This is a genomic window from Flavobacterium litorale (assembly GCF_019613795.1).
In the GTDB taxonomy this organism is placed as follows: domain Bacteria; phylum Bacteroidota; class Bacteroidia; order Flavobacteriales; family Flavobacteriaceae; genus Flavobacterium; species Flavobacterium litorale.
In genome coordinates this window covers 2,054,740-2,077,461 of sequence record NZ_CP080429.1, presented here as the reverse complement: position 1 = coordinate 2,077,461, position 22,722 = coordinate 2,054,740, and the positions used below count along the sequence as shown (strand labels likewise).

The 22,722-nt window shown below is 37.7% G+C and carries 11 protein-coding genes; 4 read left to right on the top strand and 7 right to left on the bottom strand.

Features of this window, described 5'->3' with window-relative positions; genetic code table 11:
• Positions 1-38: 38 nt before the first annotated feature.
• The 6 genes from K1I41_RS09385 to K1I41_RS09360 all read right to left on the bottom strand — a co-directional run bounded on the left by K1I41_RS09385 (position 39) and on the right by K1I41_RS09360 (position 4,731).
• On the bottom strand, positions 39-371 hold the full coding sequence (locus K1I41_RS09385) for a ribonuclease Z (RefSeq protein WP_220640096.1): 333 nt from the start codon (positions 369-371) through the stop codon (positions 39-41).
• A gap of 34 nt (positions 372-405) precedes the next feature.
• Positions 406-1,332 carry an aspartate carbamoyltransferase catalytic subunit gene (locus K1I41_RS09380; protein ID WP_220640095.1) on the bottom strand — a complete coding sequence of 309 codons (927 nt, stop codon included), beginning with the start codon at positions 1,330-1,332 and terminating at the stop codon, positions 406-408.
• Positions 1,333-1,354: 22 nt separating this feature from the next.
• Positions 1,355-1,888: a bifunctional pyr operon transcriptional regulator/uracil phosphoribosyltransferase PyrR gene (pyrR, locus tag K1I41_RS09375; protein ID WP_220640094.1), complete on the bottom strand. Its 534-nt coding sequence runs from the start codon at positions 1,886-1,888 to the stop codon at positions 1,355-1,357.
• Positions 1,889-2,036: 148 nt separating this feature from the next.
• Positions 2,037-2,429: a hypothetical protein gene (locus tag K1I41_RS09370; RefSeq protein WP_220640093.1), complete on the bottom strand. Its 393-nt coding sequence runs from the start codon at positions 2,427-2,429 to the stop codon at positions 2,037-2,039.
• 32 nt (positions 2,430-2,461) lie between these two features.
• On the bottom strand, positions 2,462-3,085 hold the full coding sequence (locus K1I41_RS09365) for a 2-thiouracil desulfurase family protein (protein WP_220640092.1): 624 nt from the start codon (positions 3,083-3,085) through the stop codon (positions 2,462-2,464).
• A gap of 20 nt (positions 3,086-3,105) precedes the next feature.
• On the bottom strand, positions 3,106-4,731 hold the full coding sequence (locus tag K1I41_RS09360) for an ABC-F family ATP-binding cassette domain-containing protein (protein WP_220640091.1): 1,626 nt from the start codon (positions 4,729-4,731) through the stop codon (positions 3,106-3,108).
• Positions 4,732-4,882: 151 nt separating this feature from the next.
• Here K1I41_RS09360 and K1I41_RS09355 point away from each other — a divergent pair, with 151 nt between their 5' ends.
• Positions 4,883-6,310 carry a TlpA family protein disulfide reductase gene (locus K1I41_RS09355; RefSeq protein WP_220640090.1) on the top strand — a complete coding sequence of 476 codons (1,428 nt, stop codon included), beginning with the start codon at positions 4,883-4,885 and terminating at the stop codon, positions 6,308-6,310.
• Between the two features lie 55 nt (positions 6,311-6,365).
• Here the strand turns inward: K1I41_RS09355 and K1I41_RS09350 are convergent, their stop codons facing one another.
• On the bottom strand, positions 6,366-7,163 hold the full coding sequence (locus K1I41_RS09350; RefSeq protein ID WP_220640089.1) for a sulfite exporter TauE/SafE family protein: 798 nt from the start codon (positions 7,161-7,163) through the stop codon (positions 6,366-6,368).
• Positions 7,164-7,693: 530 nt separating this feature from the next.
• Here K1I41_RS09350 and K1I41_RS09345 point away from each other — a divergent pair.
• The 3 genes from K1I41_RS09345 (at position 7,694) to K1I41_RS09335 (ending at position 22,722) form a co-directional block, all read left to right on the top strand.
• Positions 7,694-10,789, top strand: a complete 3,096-nt coding sequence (locus K1I41_RS09345; RefSeq protein WP_220640088.1) for a choice-of-anchor D domain-containing protein — start codon at positions 7,694-7,696, stop codon at positions 10,787-10,789.
• A gap of 280 nt (positions 10,790-11,069) precedes the next feature.
• A complete protein-coding gene (locus tag K1I41_RS09340; RefSeq protein WP_220640087.1) occupies positions 11,070-15,731 on the top strand; it encodes a T9SS type B sorting domain-containing protein in 4,662 nt (1,553 codons plus the stop codon).
• Between the two features lie 235 nt (positions 15,732-15,966).
• Positions 15,967-22,722, top strand: coding sequence for a T9SS type B sorting domain-containing protein (locus tag K1I41_RS09335; RefSeq protein ID WP_220640086.1), 6,756 nt, complete (start codon positions 15,967-15,969; stop codon positions 22,720-22,722).

Genomic DNA, 22,722 nt, shown 5'->3' with positions numbered 1-22,722 from the left:
TTTTATGGCTTTTACTTAAAAATGGTAAAACAATTTGATTAAAAGCCTAAATCACGCTCTATCTCCTCCATCTCTATAATATCGTGTGCCTCAAGTAATGTGGGTACAACCGTCATCTCATCAGGGGCATCGTTAAAATCAAAATCATTTACTGCAATTACAAACGATTTTTTAGCAATACGATGTTTGTTGGATAAGGTTAGGAAAGACGTTACTTCTTGCAAAGTAACATTTTCGTGTTTTGTAAGATCGATGATTATATTATGCTCTTTAAAAGTATTATAATTAGCTGTTATTTTATCTAAAAAAGCAGCAGTATCGCCTTGTGTATCCTTAATAGTTACCGTATGTCCTTTTTCTTCTACTTTCATTTTTTTTGATATTTATGCTACACTTACTAATATACTATTTTATTTTAGAGGCTAACAAATAGGTAACTGCCATACGTACCGCTACTCCATTTTCTACTTGGTCAAGTATTACCGATTGTTGCGAGTCGGCTACATCACTTGTTATCTCTACCCCTCTGTTTATAGGTCCGGGGTGCATTACTACTATTTCTTTATCCAACGAATCTAAAAGTGCCTTATCTACCCCGTATTGTTGTGCATACTCTCGTGTTGAAGGGAAATAATTAACATCCAGCCGTTCGTTTTGTACACGGAGCATATTGGCAACATCACACCATTCTAGTGCTTTACGCAGGTTCGATTCTACTTTTACATCTAACGATTCTATGTGTTTGGGCATCAATGTTTTTGGTCCGCAAACCTTAACTTCTGCACCTTGCAATTGCAATGCAAAAATATTGGATAGTGCCACACGCGAGTGTAAAATATCGCCTACTATTACTACTTTTTTACCTTTTAGTGTACCTAAGCGCTCACGAATGGTGTACGAGTCTAGTAATGCCTGTGTGGGATGCTCATGGGCACCATCGCCTGCATTAATAATACTAGCACCTACATTTTTGGATAAAAAATGGGCTGCACCAGGATATGAGTGGCGTATAACAACCATATCTACCTTCATGGCTAGGATGTTATTTACCGTATCAATAAGGGTTTCGCCTTTTTTAACGGACGATTGTGCTGCTGAAAAACTAACTACATCGGCAGACAAACGTTTTTGCGCTAACTCAAACGATAGTTTAGTACGCGTACTGTTCTCAAAAAATATATTTGCAATGGTAATATCGCGTAACGAAGGTACTTTTTTTATGGGGCGGTTAATTACTTCTTTAAACTGGTCGGCAGTTTCAAAAATAAGGTCAATATCACTTTCTGTGATATATTTTATGCCAAGCAGATGATTAACACTTAATTCTTTCATTGTTGTAATTGTCTGGTGGTATTTAAGTTAAGTAAACACTATCTTCTCCTTCATTCTCTTTCCAGGTAACCTTTACTTTTTCATTGTTTATGGCATCTACCTGACGTCCCCTATAATCAGGTTGTATGGGCAAGTGTCGGCTAAAACGACGGTCTATTAATACTAATAACTCTATAGAAGCAGGTCGCCCAAACGATTGTATGGCTGTAAGTGCCGAGCGTATGCTGCGCCCTGTATACAACACATCGTCTATAAAAACAATATTTTTGTTTTCTACTAAAAAGTCTATTTGGGTTTTATTGGCTTCTAAAGGTTTATCCGATCGGCGGAAATCGTCTCTAAAAAAAGTAATATCTAAAAAACCAAGCGGTACTTCTGGCACGTTGTATTCTTGCTCCAATAACTGTTTCATGCGCTGGGCTACATAACTTCCTCTAGGTTGTAATCCTATTAATATAGTATCTTTAAAATCGAGATGATTTTCTATTAACTGGCACGCCAAACGATGTAGTATGATATTGACTTCGTGTGAAGTAAGCAATATTTTCTGGCTCATAATGCGATGTTGTGTTTGATTTGTAAAAGTACATAAAAAATAGAATTGTAGAAACTACGAAATGACGAATTAGAAAATATCTTATTTCATTTTTGAATAAAATAGCTCTAAAGTATTATATTCAAGGGAGTATTATGCTTTGTAATGTCTAAAAATCGTTTATAAAGTATACATCTTCAAGGTTTCCATAAAGACTTTTACGAAAGAAAATCTTATTCTCTTCAATTTTTTGAAGCCATATTAGCGACTCTTTAGCACCAACAAAGAATAAATCAAGTGAAAGTGTGTTAATTTTGACAATCTTAAAGCCAGAAGATTTAAATATACTACCTCTAATAAAAACAGTACAATAAACGAATTCATTATCTATTATTATTGGTCCTCCAAATATATATCTTTGATCTACAAAGGCATTGTTTATTTTTAAATCACCTATTACAGGACCGCCCTGAGCAATCTCAGTATTGTTAACAATACTAACAACTATATTATCTTTATTTTTTGTTAGAAAATAATCAACAGGCGTTTCAAAATATTTCATAAATAAAAATAGGTGCTGTACTACTAACTCTATTAATGATTTTTAAAATAATCAAGATACCATTCGTGTTCATCATGATCTATTACATCATTTTGAATGATATGATTTTTATCAATTTTAGAATAAAGAATTTCTAACGATTTATAATCTCTTTGACTGATTATTTTTATTCCGTGTTTGTCTAGCTGAGCGGCGCAAACTCCCATACCAATTTGGTAGATTGGATTTTCTGAAAATCTTGAGCCGTTATAAATTACTTGGCTTCCACAAGCGCCACTAACATCCATTAGTATCGCTAATTCTACATTATTTTGTTGGGCAATTTCCAGCATTTTTAACGATGCTGTTATCATTTTGGCAGTTATATCTTTTCCTGTTTCTGTAATAACTTTTGCCTTACCTTCAAGCACATCGTGCCCATTTCCACCTTCAATGTCGGGTGTTTCTCTAGGTGTACCAAAAACAAAATCTTCAGGACAAAATGGTATTAGCTTAATATTCTCGTAATTAACTAGCTTTAGTACACTTGGGTAAGTTCCGTTACTAGTACCATCCACTCCACAAAGTTGTCCTAACAAACAAGCGCTAGATAATACTCTAAGCGGATTTTCTTTAGTTGGTATCCTAAGGTTTTTTAAATAATCCTTGTCTGTCATAGGCAATTACGATTTTTATGTTACACAGTATACATCTTCTTCCTCATCTCTTTTATCTTATCGTCTTCTAAATATTCATCAAACGTCATGTAACGGTCTATGATACCATTCGGGGTAATTTCCAGTACGCGGTTGGCAACGGTTTGTGCAAACTCGTGGTCGTGTGTGGTAAACAGTACCGAACCTTTAAAGTTTTTTAAGGAGTTATTAAATGCTGTAATACTCTCCAAATCTAGGTGATTGGTTGGTTCATCGAGCATTAGTACATTGGCGCGTAGCATCATCATACGCGATAGCATACAACGTACTTTCTCCCCACCCGATAGTACTCTACCTGTTTTTAGTGCCTCTTCGCCACTAAATATCATTTTACCTAAAAAGCCACGTACATATACCTCGTCGCGCTCTTCCTCTGTGGTAGCCCATTGGCGCAACCAATCTACAAGCGTAAGGTCGTTTTCAAAAAACGAGTGGTTATCCGCTGGTAGATACGATTGTGTTGTGGTAATACCCCAATCAAACTTACCCGTGTCAGGCTCCATATTACCATTTAATATTTCGTAAAAAGCGGTTGTAGCACGAGAATCTTTAGAGAATACAACTACCTTATCGCCTTTTGCCATATTAAGGTCTACACCCTTAAATAATACCTCCCCTTCTACAGAGGCACTAAGGTCTGATATGTTTAATATCTGGTCACCCGCTTCGCGTTCCTGTTCAAATATAATAGCAGGGTAACGTCGGCTAGAGGGTTTAATATCATCTACTTTAAGCTTTTCAATCATTTTTTTACGACTGGTAGCTTGTTTGGATTTTGCTACGTTGGCACTAAAGCGCATAATAAACTCTTGTAGCTCTTTTTTCTTGTCTTCTGCTTTTTTGTTTTGTTGTGCGCGTTGTTTGGCTGCTAATTGGCTGGACTCGTACCAAAACGTATAGTTACCTGAATATTGATTTATTTTTCCAAAGTCAATATCCGATATATGGGTACATACGGCATCTAAAAAGTGACGGTCGTGGGATACTACTATAACTGTATTATCGTAATTAGCTAAAAAGTTCTCTAACCATGCTATAGTTTCAAAATCCAAATCGTTGGTAGGCTCATCCATTATCAACACATCTGGGTTACCAAAAAGTGCTTGTGCCAATAGCACACGTACCTTTAGTTTGCTATCCATATCACCCATTAGGGTGTAATGGAACTCCTCAGTAATACCTAAGTTGGATAATAACGTAGCAGCATCAGAGTCGGCATTCCAACCATTCATCTCTTCAAAAACTACCTGTAACTCTCCTACCCTTTCAGCATCTTTATCCGAAAAATCAGGATTAAGGTATAGCGCATCCATCTCTTTTTTTACTTTATACAGGGTTTTGTTCCCCATCATAACCGTTTCTAACACCGTATATTCGTCAAACATATTGTGGTTCTGGTTCAGTACCGACATTCGTTTGCCTGGCTCCAGAGTTACGTGTCCTGATGTAGGATCGATATCGCCCGCTAGTATTTTAAGAAAAGTAGATTTTCCTGCACCATTGGCACCAATAATTCCGTAGCAGTTACCTTGTGTGAACGAGGTATTTACTTCGTCAAAAAGTATGCGTTTACCAAATTGTACAGATAAATTTGAAACTGTAAGCATGTGTTTTTATTTTTTGGCAAAAATATAAAAAACAACACACTAATATACTACCTAAAATGCTTTATACCCAATAAACTCATTTTAACGGTATTTTAACTATTGTTAAGGGATATAAAAAATATTTTTGTGGTTTGTTGAATATTAGATTTTAATGGGAAATATATTTAAAAAATTATTTTTATTATCGTTGCTGTTTACCCTTATGTCTTGTGATAATGAGGATGATAATTACACTGCTTATTTTGGAGGAGAAGTTATTAGTCCAAGAAGCCCTTACGTTATATTTAGTAAGGATAAGAAGGCTATTGATACAATACCGTTAGACAAAAACAATCGTTTTTTTATAAAATTTGACTCGCTTGCACCTGGTATGTACAGTTTTAGGCATGAGCCCGAGTACCAATATATTTATTTTGATAAAAACGATAGCATAATGGTATCTGTTAACGCTGAAAATTTTGATCAGTCGCTTGCTTTTAGCGGACGTGGTGAGAAAAAGAATAACTTTTTAATGGAGTTATACCTTTTAAATGAGGCTGATAGGATTAATAGCTATAGAGTTTACGAAAAAGATTATAAGGATTTTATTAAAGAAATTGATGCCTCTTACACAAAGCGTGCGGGATTTTATAATAAAAATAAAAAGCAAATTGACTGGAGTGAGGATTTTGATGTATATGCAAAAACACGTTTAAAATTTAGTCAGTACACCAAAAAAGAACATTACCCACATTTGCATAATCGTAGGAGAGATAAAAAAATTAATCTATCATTACCCAATAATTATTATAGCTATAGAGATAGTATTGATTTTAATAATAAAAAACTAACCGCATTTTCTCCGTTTATACGTTATACCAATGCTATGCTAAACAATATGGCAGCAGCAAAAATGCCTAAAGGCAAGTATATTGAAGACAGACCGCTTAGAGAGAACATTATAAAACTAAAGTTAGCCGATTCTATATTCAACGATGAGAAAATTAAAAACGATATACTCAACAATATAGCATTCTCGTACTTGCTTGAGGATCAGAATATACATAATAATAAAAAGTTCTTGGCGCATTACATGGAGTTATCTACAGATAATGATAGTGAGAACGAGATAATGAAAATTGGTAATGCTATAGACGATCTTGAAAGTGGTAACAAGCTACCTGAAGTAGCACTTGTTGATACAAACAATAACTCTTTTGATATTGATAACGATATTGACAAAGAAACTGTTATTTATTTTTGGACTACTTGTTCGCGTTCGCACTTAAAAATGGTAAACAGAAAAGTTACTCGACTAAAAAAGGAATTTCCTAATGTTAATTTTATAGCTATTAATTTGGATGAAGATCCTGAATGGAAAAAAATAGTTACTAAAACCAATTTTGATAAAGCGCTACAACTTCGTGCTACAAGTTTCCAAATACTTAAAGATAAATGGGTAATTACCAAACTAAACCGTACTATTATACTAAATGCCGATGGTACCATAAAAAATGGTTTTACCAATCTTATGCATCAAAACTTTAAAAAAGATTTAGGAGAGAAACTGGCAACAATAGAAATAGCAAATAAGACCTAAATTACTCTGAATAAGATAAAGACGCATAAAAGCAATCCTTACGTGGGTTGCTTTTTTAGTTTAAAAATAATTCTTTTATCAGGATATAAAATGCCATGGTAAGTATAAACCAGCCAAAAGCTACTTTTAATTTAGCACCTGGTATTTTTTTACTTAAATAGGTTCCTATAAAAATACCCGATATTGCTGTTGCTGTAAAAGTAAGTAAGAACACCCAATCAATATCACGCTGAAAAATATCGCCCATAAATCCTGCTAACGATTGTAGGGCAACTATAAATAACGATGTTCCTACTGCTTTTTTAATTGGTATATGTGCTAAAAAAACCAGTGCGGGTATTATTAAAAAGCCTCCTCCTGCACCTACCGCTCCCGAGAGCATACCTGTAAATACACCAAGCAATGCCAAACGTACGTACGAAATGCTTGTTGCAGCATCTGTGCTGGCAGCTTTAGAACGTATCATTCTTACAGATGCTAACAGCATCACAACGGCAAAGAGCAACATTAATGCTAAGGACTTTGATATTGTAAAAGATGCACTAGTATAAAGTACATCTGGAATAGCTGGAATTACAAAAGCTCGTACAAAATAGGCCGATAATAACGATGGTATACCAAAAGCACCTACAATGGTAAAGTACACATTTTTTTGGAACGCATTATTTACGCCCCCCACCAATGCCGATGTACCAACTATAAATAAGGAGTAGGCAGTTGCCAATACGGGCTCTACAGCAAGTACGTATACCAAAATAGGAACGGTAAGTATAGAGCCTCCACTACCTATAAGCCCAAGCGAAACACCAACCAAAATAGCAAGGAGATACCCTATAATATAATTAAATTCCATTTTTTATACTACCCAAATGTATTACAAAGTGTAATTGGTATACTGCACAAACAGTACTATTATTAAAACGTTCGCTAAAATATATAAAATATTACTAGTAACCATTAAAAGCAAGGCAATATAAATCTATACTTATGAGAATTTAACCTAAAATAGATTGTATCTATTTTAGGTTAAGCCTAACAAACAAGCATACATTATGTTTGTAATAAGTGGTTAATTATTAAATTTCTTACAACGAAACAGAATAAATTTTAGTAAAAATTCATCTTTTTACTCATACCACCTTTATAGTTATCAACATATTTTACGCTATAATAACATGAAAATTTAGTTTATAGGTGAATAGTTAAATAATAATATTAAATAATTAAAAATGAGATACTTAATAACATTAAGATAATAAATACTTAGCTAAAAAAATGTTTTTGAACAGGGTAATAAACATAAATTTGAAATCTAAAGTAACAAACCCTGCAGGTACAAAATGCTTTAATTCAACGATTTACCCAACTTAATTTTTAATTATTATGTTTAAAAAAAGATTTTTATTAGCCTTAGCTGTTGCTGGAATAACGGGGCTATCTTTTGGAAACCTAAGTACTACAAAAGACTTGGTTTCTGCTAAAACAACTGCTACTACTGTAGCATGCACAGGTGGCGGATCTGAAAGTTTTACAAACCTTGGCTCAAGCTCTAGTGCTTACACTACAAGAACTTGGATTGGTGATAACAGTGTTGAGTGGGAAGCTACTGATGCTAGAACTGACCAAGACCTTAATGGTGATGCTATAGCTATAAGAACTGGTAGTTTAACAAATACCACTACTATAACAGGTGGTGTAGGTACACTTACATTCAACTACGCACGTGTATTCTCTGGAAACTCTACATTACAAATTTTTGTTAACGGTGTACAGTATGGTGCTGACATTGATGTAACTGAAACTACAATTACTGCTGCTTCGCAGGCTATTAACGTATCTGGTAATATAACTATCGAGATACGTAACAGCGGAAACAGAACTATTATTGACGACCTTTCTTGGGACTGTTCGGATGCTCCTGCTCCAACTCCAGCGCCTGAACTACAACTTGCTGACGCTTGTAGTACGGACCAGGCTTGTGGAGACTACACTATCGATTTCGGTTCTGTAGATGTGAATGAGTATAAGGATGCTGTATTTACCGTTAAAAATAACGGTAACGACGACCTTAATGTAACAGCACTTACAATGAGTAATGCTGATTTTACAATTATATCTCCATCAGTACCATTTACTGTTGGGGCTTCAGAATCTGCTCTAGTATTAGTACGATTTGAGAGTGCTACTGGTGGTGCCAAAGCAGGTACTTTAACAATAGCTAACAACGATGCTGATGAAGCTTCGTGTGTTGTAAACCTAGCAGGTATAGCTGTTGGACCTTGTGTTGCTCCTGCTATTGCTGATGAGATTATCTTATCAAACGCTACTTCATCATCTGTTGATGTTGAAATGCAAAATTCTGTTGCTGATAACTACATTGCTATAATAAGCAATGCTGAACTTCTTTCTGGACCTGTTGATGGCGTAACATACACTGTTGGTGATGCTATAGATACTGGTGTTGTTGCTTACATAGGAGATTCTCCAACATTTACAGTTTCTGATCTTGAAGAAGATTCTGATTATTTTGTAACTGTATATGCATTTAACAGCCTTAACTGTACTGGCGGACCATTATATGCTACAGATGGTGGTTTTGATGAGTTTACTACATTAGTTGCTCCATGTATTGGCGCTAACGAGAATTTTGATAACACTGGTGCTAACCAAAGCAACTATACTACAAGAACTTGGACAGGTAACAACGGTGTTGAGTGGGAAGCTACTGATGCTAGAACTGACCAAGACCTTAACGGTGAAGCTATTGCAATAAGAACAGGTAGCCTTACTAACACTACACCTGTAACTGGTGGTATGGGTACACTTACATTTAACTATGCCCGTGTATTTACTGGGAACTCTACACTTAAAGTATTTGTAAACGGTGTACAGTACGGTGCTGATATTACAGTATCTGACGAAACAGCTACACAATACTCTGTAGCAGTAGATGTATCTGGTGATATAACACTTGAAATTGAAAACAGCGGTAACCGTACAATAGTAGACGATGTACAGTGGGATTGTTATACAGCACCTAACGCTCCAGAAATTCAGTTACTTGATAGCGAACTTTCAAACCAAGAGTGTGGTAACTTTAACTTAGACTTTGGTAATGTTGAAACAGGTGTTGATAACGAACTTACATTTACAATTCAGAACAGAGGTTTACTAGATCTTGAAATTAATGACCTTTTATTAAGCGACGATGTTAACTATACAATAGTTTCTCCAGTATCTACAACATTCGTATTATCCTCTAACGCTACACAAGATGTAACAGTTAGATTTAACAGTGCTACTGAGGCAGCCTACCCAGCTACTTTAACTGTAGAAAGTGATGATGCTGATGAGTCACTTTGTGTTGTAAACCTTAACGCTAACGCTCAAGATGCATGTGTTGCTCCTGATGCTGATGGTACAATGACGCTTTCAAACATTACTGATACTTCTGCTGATGTAGCTATAACAGGTAATGGTACTGCATCTGGATTTATTGCTCTTGTAATTCTTTCAGACAATGGTCTTGGTGTTGCTGGTACTCCTGTAAATGGTACTGCTTATGTAGTAGGAGATGTTCTTGGCGATGCAACTGTTGCTTATGTAGGTACTAGTGCTTCATTCACAATATCAGATCTTGCTGCTTCATCAACAAACCCAATATATGTATATGCGTATAACGATACTAACTGTTTTGGTGGTCCTGTTTACTCTTCTACAAATATCGAAGATGAGATAACTACAAATGCTGCTCCATGTACAGGTGGTAACGAAACGTTTGATAACTTAGGTTCTAGCTCAAGCAGCTACTCTACAAGAACTTGGACAGGTAACGACGGCATTGTTTGGACTGCAAACGATGCAAGAACTGACCGAGACCTTAACGGTGATGCCATAGCTGTAAGAACAGGTACATTAACTAACGTTACAACAATAACAGGTGGTGTAGGTACACTTACATTCAACTACGCTCGTGTATTCTCTGGAAACTCTACACTTAAAGTATTTGTAAATGGTGTGCAGTACGGTGGAGACATCACAGTATCTTCTACATCAGCTACACAATTCTCTGAAGTGATAAACGTAACAGGAGATGTTACTATCGAAATCGAGAACAGTGTTAGAAGAACTATTATTGACGATATACAGTGGGATTGCTACGCTTTAAGTGCAAGACCAGGTTCTCCTATAGCAGAAGAAACTACTACTACTCAAAACAATAACTTTTTCCAAACTACTACTACAAACAAAGATGTAGTATTATATCCTAATCCTAACAACGGAGAATTTCAAATAGAGCTACCTGCTGTAGATGCAGCTGCACAAGTTGAAGTTTTTGATACACTTGGAAAACAGGTTTTAACTAAAAGAGTTGTTGGTTCAGAAACAATAAACCTAGAAAATGCTGGTAAAGGTATTTACATGGTTGTTGTTACTGCTGGTAACAATGTAACTACTAAAAAAGTGGTTATAAAATAAGCAGTATTCCAACTACTTTAAAACAATTAATAAAAGTTCCGGTAGGGTTTCCCTGCCGGAATTTGTTTTTTAAAACACAATTAAACTACCCTTTTTATCAAAACTTTATGTTTTATTAATGTTTTTATTATAACACACTTAACCTTATATAGGTTAATTTTGACGCTAAATTATTATTGTATACCCCATAACCTTTTATTAAAATCGGAGTTTACAAATTCACAAAATTAAAGCGTACTTTGCGCGACATTTTAGCAAAAAAATAACTAAAACCTCATCTATGAAAAAAATCATTACTCGTTTAACCCCCACAGGATTGTTACCAATACTTTGTATGTTTCTGTACCTCAGCACAAATGCACAGGTATACCAACACGATTTTGGTACAACACCCATAACAAGTTATCCGTATACGGCTACTCCAACAATAGTCGATGCTGATATTTTAAACAGTAGCTGGACAAACAATATTGGACTTTGGACAAGCTATACTGGCGAAACAGGACAAGGTTTAGGGCATGGTAATGCAACAGCAGGATCAACACTAACATTAACTTTTGATGTTGCTGCTGGGAAACAACTCGATGTAACATCTTTCAATTTTTGGAGAGTAAGGTCGGCAACAGGAGCACAAAACTGGTCGATGACGATTAATGATATTGCTGTTGGTAACGGTGCCATACCAATAATAGGACTAAGTATAGGCGAAACCAACGTATTAAACCCCGTAGTAGGATTAACAGGAACAGTTAACGTGGTAATTACGTTAAACGATGCATTTGGTGCACCTGGTACGTTTACACTTGATAATTTTGAAATTAACGGAACAATTACAGAACCTTGTACTCCGCCTACAATAACAAGCATAGCACCTACAACGGGGCCTACAGAAACAGTAGTTACCATTATTGGTAGTGGTTTTGAGGCAGGTGCAGGGACAACATCAGTATTTTTTAACGGTGTAGAATCGTCAGGTTTTACCGTAGTATCAGATACCGAAATAAAAGTATTAGCACCACCAATGGCAACATCTGGAGTAATTACAGTTACTACTGACGGTTGCGAAGCGGATACGCCTGTTTACACCTTTTTAAATTCAAACTGCCCTCCTACAGGAGCATTGCCAGAGGTATTTATATCCGAACTTTACGATCATACACCTGGTAGCTATGGTGTTATAGAACTTTACAACCCTACAGATAGTGAAATAGTTTTTGGAGGGCAATACACACTCGAAAGAGCTGGAGATGTAGGCGGTGCCCCAACTGCTACTTTAACATTACCAGGGAGTATTCAAGCAAACTCCACCTATATAGTACGAAGTTATGGTACAGGAGTTATAGGGTGTCCTATACCTTTTGATGCAAGTATTGGTCAAGGTATTAATGCTAACGACGAATTTAAACTGAAAAAGAATGGAGCTATTATTGATATCGCGAGGGCTCCTAACAACACGGGATACACAGTAATTAGAGATGCTGATGCTACCGCACCCAATTCAATATACAATAATAGCGACTGGAGTTTTTCTGGTAATAGTTGTGATGATTTAGGCATGCATAGTGCAGTAATAACATCTACCATATCGACACATCCCTCGAGTGAAAGTATATGTGAGGCAGAAGATGCTTCGTTTACTGTGGAGGTAAGTAATGATACTGGTTTTACCTACCAGTGGAAAACAATTGATGAATTCGGAAACTGGGCAAATATTGTAGACAACGCTCAATTTTCGGGTGCCACAACCAATACACTATCCATAACTAATGCCGATATTGATTTAGATATTACACAATACTACTGCGAAATAACATCTGCTAGTTGTACACTCATTAGCAATGCTGCACAGCTTACTGTTTCGCCCCTACCTATAGCCATTGTAGTAGAAACACAACCTACTTGCTCAGTACCAATAGGCTCTATAGAAGCGACACCTGCTGTAGGTAACGACCTTACGTATAGCCTTGACGGAATTATTTACAGCGCAACGAATACCTTTAGTAATCTCGCACCTGGAGATTATACCATATACGTACAATCATCAGCAGGATGTATTTCTACAATACCTGCAACGATAGATCCAATACCAGACGCACCAGCATTTGCAACTACAACAGTAACACAACCCACCTGTACGGAACCAAACGGAACTATTGAGATTACCGCTCCACTAGGTGCCGATTTAGAATATAGCGTTAACGGCTTGGACTTCCAAGCGGAAACTACATTTACAGTAGCGCCAGGAACATACAATGTTACGGTACAAAATACTGAAGGCTGTGTTTCTACCACCACAAATATTATTATAAACGATGCACCCGACGATCCTGCTGTAGCAACTACAACGGTAACACAACCTACATGTGCAGAGCCAAACGGAACTATCGAGGTTACTGCCCCACTAGGTGCCGATTTGGAGTATAGCATTAACGGTACCGATTTCCAAACTGAAACTGCATTTACAGTAGCATCAGGCACCTATAACATTACAGTACAAAATGCTGATGGGTGTACATCGGTAACTGCAGATATTACAATAGACCCTGTTCCAGATGCACCAGCTATAGCAACAACAACTATAACGCAACCTACATGTACCGAGCCAAATGGTACTATTCAAATAACAGCACCTTTAGGCTTAGAGTATAGTATTAATGGTGTAGACTTCCAAGCAGGAACTAGCTTTACAGTTCCGGCAGGTACGTACAACGTTACTGTTTTAAATACTAACGGATGTACATCAGTAACTGGAGATATAATTATAAATAATGCACCAGATGCTCCTGCTGTAGCAACCACTACCCTAACGCAGCCAACATGTACGGAACCAAATGGAACTATTGAAGTTACTGCTCCACTAGGTGCCAATTTGGAATACAGCATTAACGGTATTGATTTCCAGACTGAAACTACATTTACAGTAGCATCAGGTACCTATAATGTTACGGTACAAAATGCTGATAGTTGTACATCGGTAACTGGAGACATCGTTATTAACCCAGTGCCAAATGCACCAGCCATAGCAACTACTACCCTAACACAACCAACATGTACCGAAACAAACGGAACTATTGAAATAACTGCTCCAATAGGTGCAGCTCTAGAGTACAGTATTAACGGTACAGACTTCCAAACAGGAACTACATTTACTGCTGCTGCAGGTACATATAACATAACTGTAATGAATGCTGATGGATGTACATCGGTAACTGGAGATATTGTTATTGATAGCGCGCCAAATGCACCAGCCATAGCTACAACAACTGTAACACAACCTACGTGTACCGAGCCTAACGGAACTATTGAGGTTACTGCTCCGATAGCCGATGTAATGTTTTATAGTATCAATGGTGTAGACTTCCAATTAGGAACCACATTTACAGTGGCGCCAGGTACATATAACGTTACAGTACAAAACTCAGCAGGATGTACATCAGTAACTGGAAACATCGTTATTAACCCAGTACCAGATGCTCCTGCCGTAGCAACAACAACACTAACACAGCCAACATGTACCGAGCCAAACGGAACTATTGAGATTACTGCTCCAATAGGTGCCGATTTAGAGTACAGTATTAACGGTACAGACTTCCAAGCAGGAACAACGTTTACAGTTCCAGCAGGAACATACAATGTTACCGTAAGAAATGCAAGTGCATGTATATCAGTAACTGGAAATATTGTTATAAACCCTGTTCCAGATGGTCCAGCACCAGCTACTGTAACAGTTACACAAGGTGACTGTACAACACCAAGCGGAACTATAGAGGTTACTACTCCGCTAGGTGCAGATTTAGAGTACAGTATTAACGGTACAGACTTCCAAGCAGCAACAACGTTTACAGTTCCAGCAGGTACATATAATGTTACTGTACGAAATAACGATGGTTGTACCTCTATCTCAGAAGGTATTATTGTAAATCCAGCACCAGGCACACCAGATGTTGCTTCCGTAATAGTAACACAACCAAACTGTACAATACCAGAAGGAATTATAGAAATTACTGCACCATTAGGCAATAACCTACAGTACAGCATAAATGGTATAGATTTCCAGGATGCACCAACATTTACTGTAGCGGAAGGCGTTTATATCGTTACCGTAAGAAATGAGGGGAACTGTATTTCGGAAACAGCAAGTATTGTTATAAACAACGCACCCGATGTACCTGAAATTGCAACTACTACGGTAACACAACCAACATGTACAACAACCAACGGTGTTATAGAGGTTACTGCTCCTATAGGCGCAAACATTAAGTACAGTATTGATGGCACAACATTTCAAGATACAAGATTCTTTACAGTAACATCTGGTACCTATACCATTACAGTAAGAAGCAGTAATGGATGTACATCGGTAACTGATACTATTATTGTAAACGACCTACCTGATACGCCTGTAGCAACAACTATTGAAGGTTGTACAGACACTACTTTCGGTCAGAATTACGTACTAGAAGTAGAAGCTTTAAACAATTCGTTTGATGCTAGTACGGCTTCGTACACATGGTTTAATACAGATAATGAAGAAGTAGGTAGTAACCAGAGCACTTTTAATGTTTCGCAGTACGTACTAAATAACAGTATTAATGCTGGTGACTATCCATTAAACTTTTCGGTAACCATTACTACAGATAAAGGGTGTATTGTTAGCTACAGTTTTGAAGTAGTTACTACATATTGCTCAATACCAAAAGGTATATCGCCAAATAACGATAACAGAAATGATACTTTTGACCTTACGGGGCTTAACGCACAAAAAGTAGTTATATACAACCGCTACGGAAAAGAGATATATAGCCGAAATAATTACAGAAACGAATGGGAAGGTCAGACCAATGATGGTGACGAAGTACCAACGGGAACGTATTTCTATATGATTGAAACCAACAACGATTCACACACGGGTTGGGTATATGTAAACAGAGAAGAAAATTAAAATATATCTAGAAACCTCATATTCATAATTTGTAAGTAAAGTCGCTTTAAAAAGCGGCTTTACTTTTTTTAAATGGTTACGTAATGTTTTATTTACATTAAATTCGATGTTAAATAATGTTTTGGTAATAATTCAAACGCAAATATACAATAGCTTTGTGCTGTTAAAAATGTACTAAATAAATCCAAAAATGCTATTGAAAACCAATATGTTAATTAGAAAAAAAACAATGTTGTTGTTTTTTTTTTCACTAGTAGTTTCGTTAAATGTTTCAGCACAAATCTACCAACACAACTTTGGTAACACCCCTATAACAGCAAACCCATATACAGGAACACCCTCCATACTCAATGCTAATCTCTCAGGTTCGTCATGGACTAACAACACAGGTGCTTGGCTCAATGTAAACGGCTCCTCAAGTAGTATTGCATTAAGTGCAACTTCACCAACAGCTGCTACTTCTATATTTACCGAATTTACACTTACGTTTGATATAGCAGCAGGAAAAGAACTCGAAATTACCTCTTTTAATTTTTGGAGAAGAAGAACACCATCGGCAGCACAAACATGGAGCATGACCATAAATGGTATTGCGGTAGGCAACGGTTCTGCACCCATAACAGGGGCTAATACAGGTACTACTCCCGTACTTAACCCCGTAACTGGACTAACAGGAACAGTAACTGTTATAGTACGCTTTAATAACTCGGCTACAGGAAGCGGTAGCTTGGTAATAGACGATTTTACACTTAATGGTTCCATTACCGATTTAGCACCACCTTGCGCATTAGATGTTACAACCTTTTCCCCTACTACAGGACCCGAAAACACATTAGTAACCTTTACAGGTACAGGGTTTAACGATGCTACTGGCGTTACATTTGATGGTATTACTGCAACATTTGCAGCCTTATCGGATACAGAAATGATTGCCTTAGTTCCCAATGGTGTTACCGCTGGAAACATCGAAGTAACGGGTTCAGGATGTACTGAAACAGTTACAGGTAACTTTAATATTATTACCTCCGAATGTCAAAGCGACATCTACATCTCTGAAATATACGATAATAATGGTGGAAGCTTTGGAGTTATTGAGCTTTATAACCCTTCTGGTAACACAGTAAATTTAGGTGGTCAATACGTTTTAGAAAGATACGGCAATATTGGAGACCCATCACCTAGTACTGGGTACATAGTTACATTAGCAGGGTCTATAGCACCCTACTCTACCTATCTTGTTAGTAGTTCTACCTCATCGCCAACTGGTTGTCCAAATTCATTCGACGATAACATTGGTAATGGTATCAATGCAAATGATGAATTCAAACTCAAAAAAAATGGGGTTATAATAGATGTAGCACGCGCGCCAAACTTTATAGGCTATACTGTAATTAGAAATGCCAATGCTGATGCGCCAACAGCTACTTATAGTTCAGGCGATTGGACAGTTACAAGTAACGACTGTGGCGATTTGGGCTCGCATACGGCAGACCCTAGTAGTGGTAATGTACCCGATATAACACACCCCGCAACAGAAAGTATTTGTGAAAACGAAACAGCAATCTTCTCAGTATCATTAACAGGTACAGGCTACAGTTACCAATGGCGGGTTTTAAATAGCTCAGGAAACTGGATAAATGTAACCAACGATACTAATTATACTGGTGCTACAACTAACACATTAACAATTACAGGAGTTCCGTTTGGTTTTGATGGTAACCAATACTATTGCGAAATTACATCATCTAATTGCGATTTGGTAAGTAATGCAGCACAGCTTAACGTAACCGAAGCACCAACACCTGTTGTAGGTACAGCTACACCATCGAGCTGTACAGCAGATACAGGAACAATAACAATTACGTCGCCCGTAGCATTTGGTATATCGTATAGTATTAATGGCATTGATTACCAATTTGCGAATACATTTAACGATTTACCAGCAGGCGACTATACTGTTACAGCAAGAAATTTATCTAACTGCGTAAGTACGCCTGTTACAATAACGGTAAGCGAAGCTGGAGCACCCGATGTAGCTACCACAACGGTTACGCAACCTACGTGTACCGAACCAAACGGAACTATTACAGTAGATGCCCCCACAGGTACAGGGTTTAGTTATAGTATTAATGGGATAGATTTCCAGACAGATGTTAACTTTACAGGGCTGGCTCCTGCTACCTATAACATAACTACCATGAATGCTATAGGTTGTACCTCTGTAACACCCGATATTGTAATAAACCCATTTGCAGCATTACCCGCAGCAACTACAACAGTTACACAACCTACATGCGATGTTACTACAGGTACTATAGAGGTTACCGCACCACTTGGAGCACAATACACGTATAGTTTAGATGGTATAAGCTATTTTAGTACAACAACTTTTAGTAATCTGGCACCTGGTACATACACTATTACCACACAAGATGGTGGCGGATGTATATCGGTTACAGGAAATATTGTGATAAACAATGTGCCTGACGCTCCTGTATTAGGTACCCTAAATATTACCCAACCTACCTGCGAAGCTGGTGGAAGAATATTTGTGCTTTCTCCGCTTGGTGCAGCATACACCTACAGTATAGATGGTGTAAACTACCAAACCAATCCGATTTTTGAGAATGTTGCAGCAGGAACCTACCAAGTAACAGTGCAAACTTTAGGTTGTATTTCTGCCCCAGAAACAGCAGTAATTAATCAAAATAGTGCTCCAGATTGTATTGAAAATCCTAATTTAACTAACGATTTTCCTCCATCATCAGATGATAATCTGGCAGCAAAAGGGAGTTGGTACACTTCGCATGGTTCACCCACTAGTGGTACTTCATCAATATGGATGTGGTCGTACGCTGGTAACGGAGAAGGTACATATACCTGTTATAATTTCGAATCGGGTAAGGAATATAGAATATGTATTAGCCTTATAAATGAGAATATTCCTGGTACACTTGGCTACGTTAATCCCGATGCAAACTTTTACATTCAGGCAAGTAATGGGGCATTTACGCCAACACCAACGCCTACAGGAAATCAAACTATTGCCAATTGGCACGCTACAGACCAAACCATAACAGATTACACCTATACTTTTACTGCTAACAATAATTATAGTAAACTATGGTTTTTCCCGTACATGTTAGCCCCTGCAATGATAGCAGGCGATGAGTATAAAATACGCCTTCACTCTGTTAAAGTAGAAGAAGTTATTACTAATCCTACCATAAATGTAGTAGGTACTACTGCAACCATTATAGGCACGCCTACTACAGGAGGTAGTTGGCTTTGGGAGCCTGCTGCATTAGTAACATCGCAAAATGCAGATAATTCGGTAGTAATACTTTCAGAAACTTGCTCATCCGAAATAGTTACAGCTACATTTATATCCGATTGCGAAATTTGCTCTACATACACGGTACAAACAACTACCCCAACAGTGCCATTAGCTGCACCTACCGTTACTACAACCCAACCAGATTGTGAGGGTACTGTAGCACAAATAGAAGTTACAGCACCTGCAGGTGCAGGGTTTACCTATAGCATAGGTGGCGCATATCAATCATCACCAATATTTAACGGGCTTGCAGCAGGAAATTATAACGTTACTGTTGAAGATAATTCTGGTTGCATTTCAGAAATTACTGTAGCAACAATTAACACTATACCTAACGCACCAGCAACAGCTACAACAACAGTAACACAACCAACGTGTACCGAGCCAAACGGAACTATTGAAGTTACTTCTCCTACAGGTGCAGGATTAGAATATAGTATTAACGGCATGGATTTCCAAACCAGTACCATATTTACAGTACCAGCAGGAACATATAACATTACTACAAAAAATGCAGACGGATGCACATCGGTTACAGAGAATATTGTTATTAACCCCGCCCCTACTATACCTGCTAATGCTGTGGTAAATTATATTCAGCCTACTTGTACAGAAGCTACGGGGACTATTACTATAAATTCGCCTACAGGTGCAGGACTTACATACAGTATTAATAATGGTGCCGATTATCAGGCATCAAACGTATTCACTGGACAAGCACCTGGTAACTATACGGTACTGGTGCAGAATGCTGATGGGTGTATATCGAACCCTGTTACAGCAACTGTAAACCCTACTCCTACTGTGCCTGCCAATGCTGTAGTAAGCTACATTCAGCCTACTTGTACTGAGCCTACAGGGACTATTACTATAGATTCGCCTACAGGCGAAGGACTTACATACAGCATTAATAATGGTACAGATTATCAGGCATCCAACGTATTTACTGGACAAGCATCTGGTAACTATACGGTGCTTGTACAGAATGCTGATGGGTGTATATCGAACCCTATTACAGCAACTGTAAATCCTGTGCCTACTGCGCCTGCCGATGCTACAGTAAGCTACATTCAGCCTACTTGTACTGAGCCTACGGGAACGATAACTATAGACTCCCCAACAGGTGCAGGACTTATGTATAGTATTAATAACGGAGTTGATTACCAAGCATCTAATGTGTTTTCAGTACTAGCACCTGGAGATTATAGCGTAGTTGTTCAAAATGCTGATGGGTGTACATCAAACGCTGTTACGGCAACTGTAGATGATGCCCCTACACTAGCAGCCGCTACATATACGGTAACACCTTTAGGGTGTAATGATACTACGGGAACAATAACGGTTACATCTACAAACCCTGATTATACCTATAGTATAGGAGGCGCATATCAATCATCGCCAATATTTACAGGTTTAGTGCCTAATAGTTACGTTTTAACTATTCAGGATATTAATGGTTGTACCTCTGCACCCATTGCAGTAACAATTGATGCTGCACCAACACTACCAGCAGATGCTGCAATAACAGTTACACAACCTAACTGTAATAACCCTTTAGGAATAATTACTATTAACGCACCATTGGGTGCAGGTTTAACCTATAGTATAAACGGTGGCGACACCTACCAAAACGTAACTAACTTTGTTAACGTAACACCTGGCAATTATAGCGTATTGGTTAAAAACGCATCAGGTTGTGTGTCCGAAAATCCACAAGCAGTAACTATTAACCCTGCTCCTATTGTACCTGCGGCAGCTACTTATACAAGTACTAACCCAACATGTACATCGGCAGTAGGTTCAATTACTATAACTGCCCCATTAGGAACAAATTTAGAGTACAGTATTAATAACGGTGCTAGTTATAGTAACGCATTAGTATACAACAACCTCACTCCTGACACATATCAGTTAATAGTACGCAACACAGTAGGCGGATGTACATCCAATCCTGTAAATATAACTATTAACCCTTCGCCAAATACACCTGAGGATGCTGTAGTTACAGCAAGCCAACCCGAATGTAATAGTACAGCAGGAGCAGCAACCATAACATTTCCGCTTGGTGTAGGATATACATACAGTATAAATGGTAGCGATTATCAATCGTCAACTACATTCTTCAATCTAGCACCTGGAGATTATCTAGCATACGTAAAAAATGCAGCAGGATGTATTGCCGATACTCCTACCCCATTTACAATAAATGATGCACCAGCAGTACCCGATTTTGCTACAGTTACTATTACTAACCCCGATTGTACCACACCAACGGGAAGCATAGAGGTTACTGCACCACTAGGAGCGGAATTTACTTATAGTATTGATGGCGAAAACTACCAAACAGAAACTACATTTACCGATGTTGTACCAGGTACATATACTATAACCGTACAAAATACAGATGGATGCACATCGTTACCTGTAACCAGAACAGTACAACCACAACCTGATTTACCTACTATTCCAACAGTATCTATTACACAAACAGATTGTGATAGCGATACTGGAAAAATAGTTGTAACAAGTCCGTTTGGTGCTAATTTTAGCTATAGTATAAACGGCGGGGTGGACTATCAGGCAAATACTACCTTTCCCAATGTTACGCCTGGCGATTATACGATAACAGTACGAAATGCAGAAGGATGTACTGCAACTTCTGGAATTGTAACGGTAGATGCTCCACCAGCTCCAGCACCCGACCCTGGTATAAATACAGGTACTACTGCAATTTGCGAAGGAGAAACAACACAGTTGGAAAACGAGGTCGAAAACGGTATATGGTTAAGCAGTAACGAGAATATTGCAACTGTAGATGATACTGGTTTAGTAACAAGCATAAAAGCAGGCACCGTAACAATAAGTTACACGGTAGGTACAGTATGTACAGACGCTGCTACAACAACTGTTACCATAAACCCATTACCTGTACCAACGCTGGAAGAACAGTATTATTTATGCCAAGATACCGAAACAGAAACGTATGAAAGTATTGTACTAAACAGCGGACTATCAATAAGTAACTATAGCTTTATTTGGAAAAAAGAAGATACTGTATTACCTTTCCTATCAGGATTTATAGTAGTAGATGAGCCTGGCACGTACAGTGTAGAAGCTACCAACCTAACAACAGGATGTATTGGTACTACCACTACAACAGTAGGTGTATCTTCTACAGCAATAGCTACGGCAAAAGTAGCTACCGATTTTAATTACCAACAAACTATTACAGTTAATGTAACTGGCGGCTCGGGCGATTATGAGTTTAGCCTCAACGGAGGTGCTTTCCAAGACGAAAATGTATTTACCAACATAACCGAAGGTTTATATACCATAATAGTTAACGATAAAAACGGATGTGAGCCTATAGTACTAGAGGTATACGCTTTAAATTATCCGCGTTTCTTTAGCCCTAACGGTGATGGCACGCACGAAACATGGAATATTAACGGATTAACTGGACAAAATACTGTAATTTATATTTACGACCGATACGGTAAGGCTATTACATCAGTAATACCAGGTCAGCTAGGTTGGGACGGTACATATAACGGTAAACAATTACCAGCTACTGATTACTGGTTTACACTTACGTACGAATCGTCAGATGGAACAAATAAGGAATTTAAAGCACACTTCTCGCTTTTAAGATAA

What these genes read in the sequence shown, in the direction of transcription:
- K1I41_RS09340 (WP_220640087.1), top strand. Translation starts at nt 11,070, where the DNA reads ATGAAAAAAATCATTACTCGTTTAACCCCCACAGGATTGTTACCAATA.
- K1I41_RS09360 (WP_220640091.1), bottom strand. Translation starts at nt 4,731, where the DNA reads ATGCTTACAGTTTCAAATTTATCTGTACAATTTGGTAAACGCATACTT.
- K1I41_RS09380 (WP_220640095.1), bottom strand. Translation starts at nt 1,332, where the DNA reads ATGAAAGAATTAAGTGTTAATCATCTGCTTGGCATAAAATATATCACA.
- K1I41_RS09355 (WP_220640090.1), top strand. Translation starts at nt 4,883, where the DNA reads ATGGGAAATATATTTAAAAAATTATTTTTATTATCGTTGCTGTTTACC.
- K1I41_RS09345 (WP_220640088.1), top strand. Translation starts at nt 7,694, where the DNA reads ATGTTTAAAAAAAGATTTTTATTAGCCTTAGCTGTTGCTGGAATAACG.
- K1I41_RS09385 (WP_220640096.1), bottom strand. Translation starts at nt 371, where the DNA reads ATGAAAGTAGAAGAAAAAGGACATACGGTAACTATTAAGGATACACAA.
- K1I41_RS09370 (WP_220640093.1), bottom strand. Translation starts at nt 2,429, where the DNA reads ATGAAATATTTTGAAACGCCTGTTGATTATTTTCTAACAAAAAATAAA.
- pyrR (WP_220640094.1), bottom strand. Translation starts at nt 1,888, where the DNA reads ATGAGCCAGAAAATATTGCTTACTTCACACGAAGTCAATATCATACTA.
- K1I41_RS09365 (WP_220640092.1), bottom strand. Translation starts at nt 3,085, where the DNA reads ATGACAGACAAGGATTATTTAAAAAACCTTAGGATACCAACTAAAGAA.
- K1I41_RS09350 (WP_220640089.1), bottom strand. Translation starts at nt 7,163, where the DNA reads ATGGAATTTAATTATATTATAGGGTATCTCCTTGCTATTTTGGTTGGT.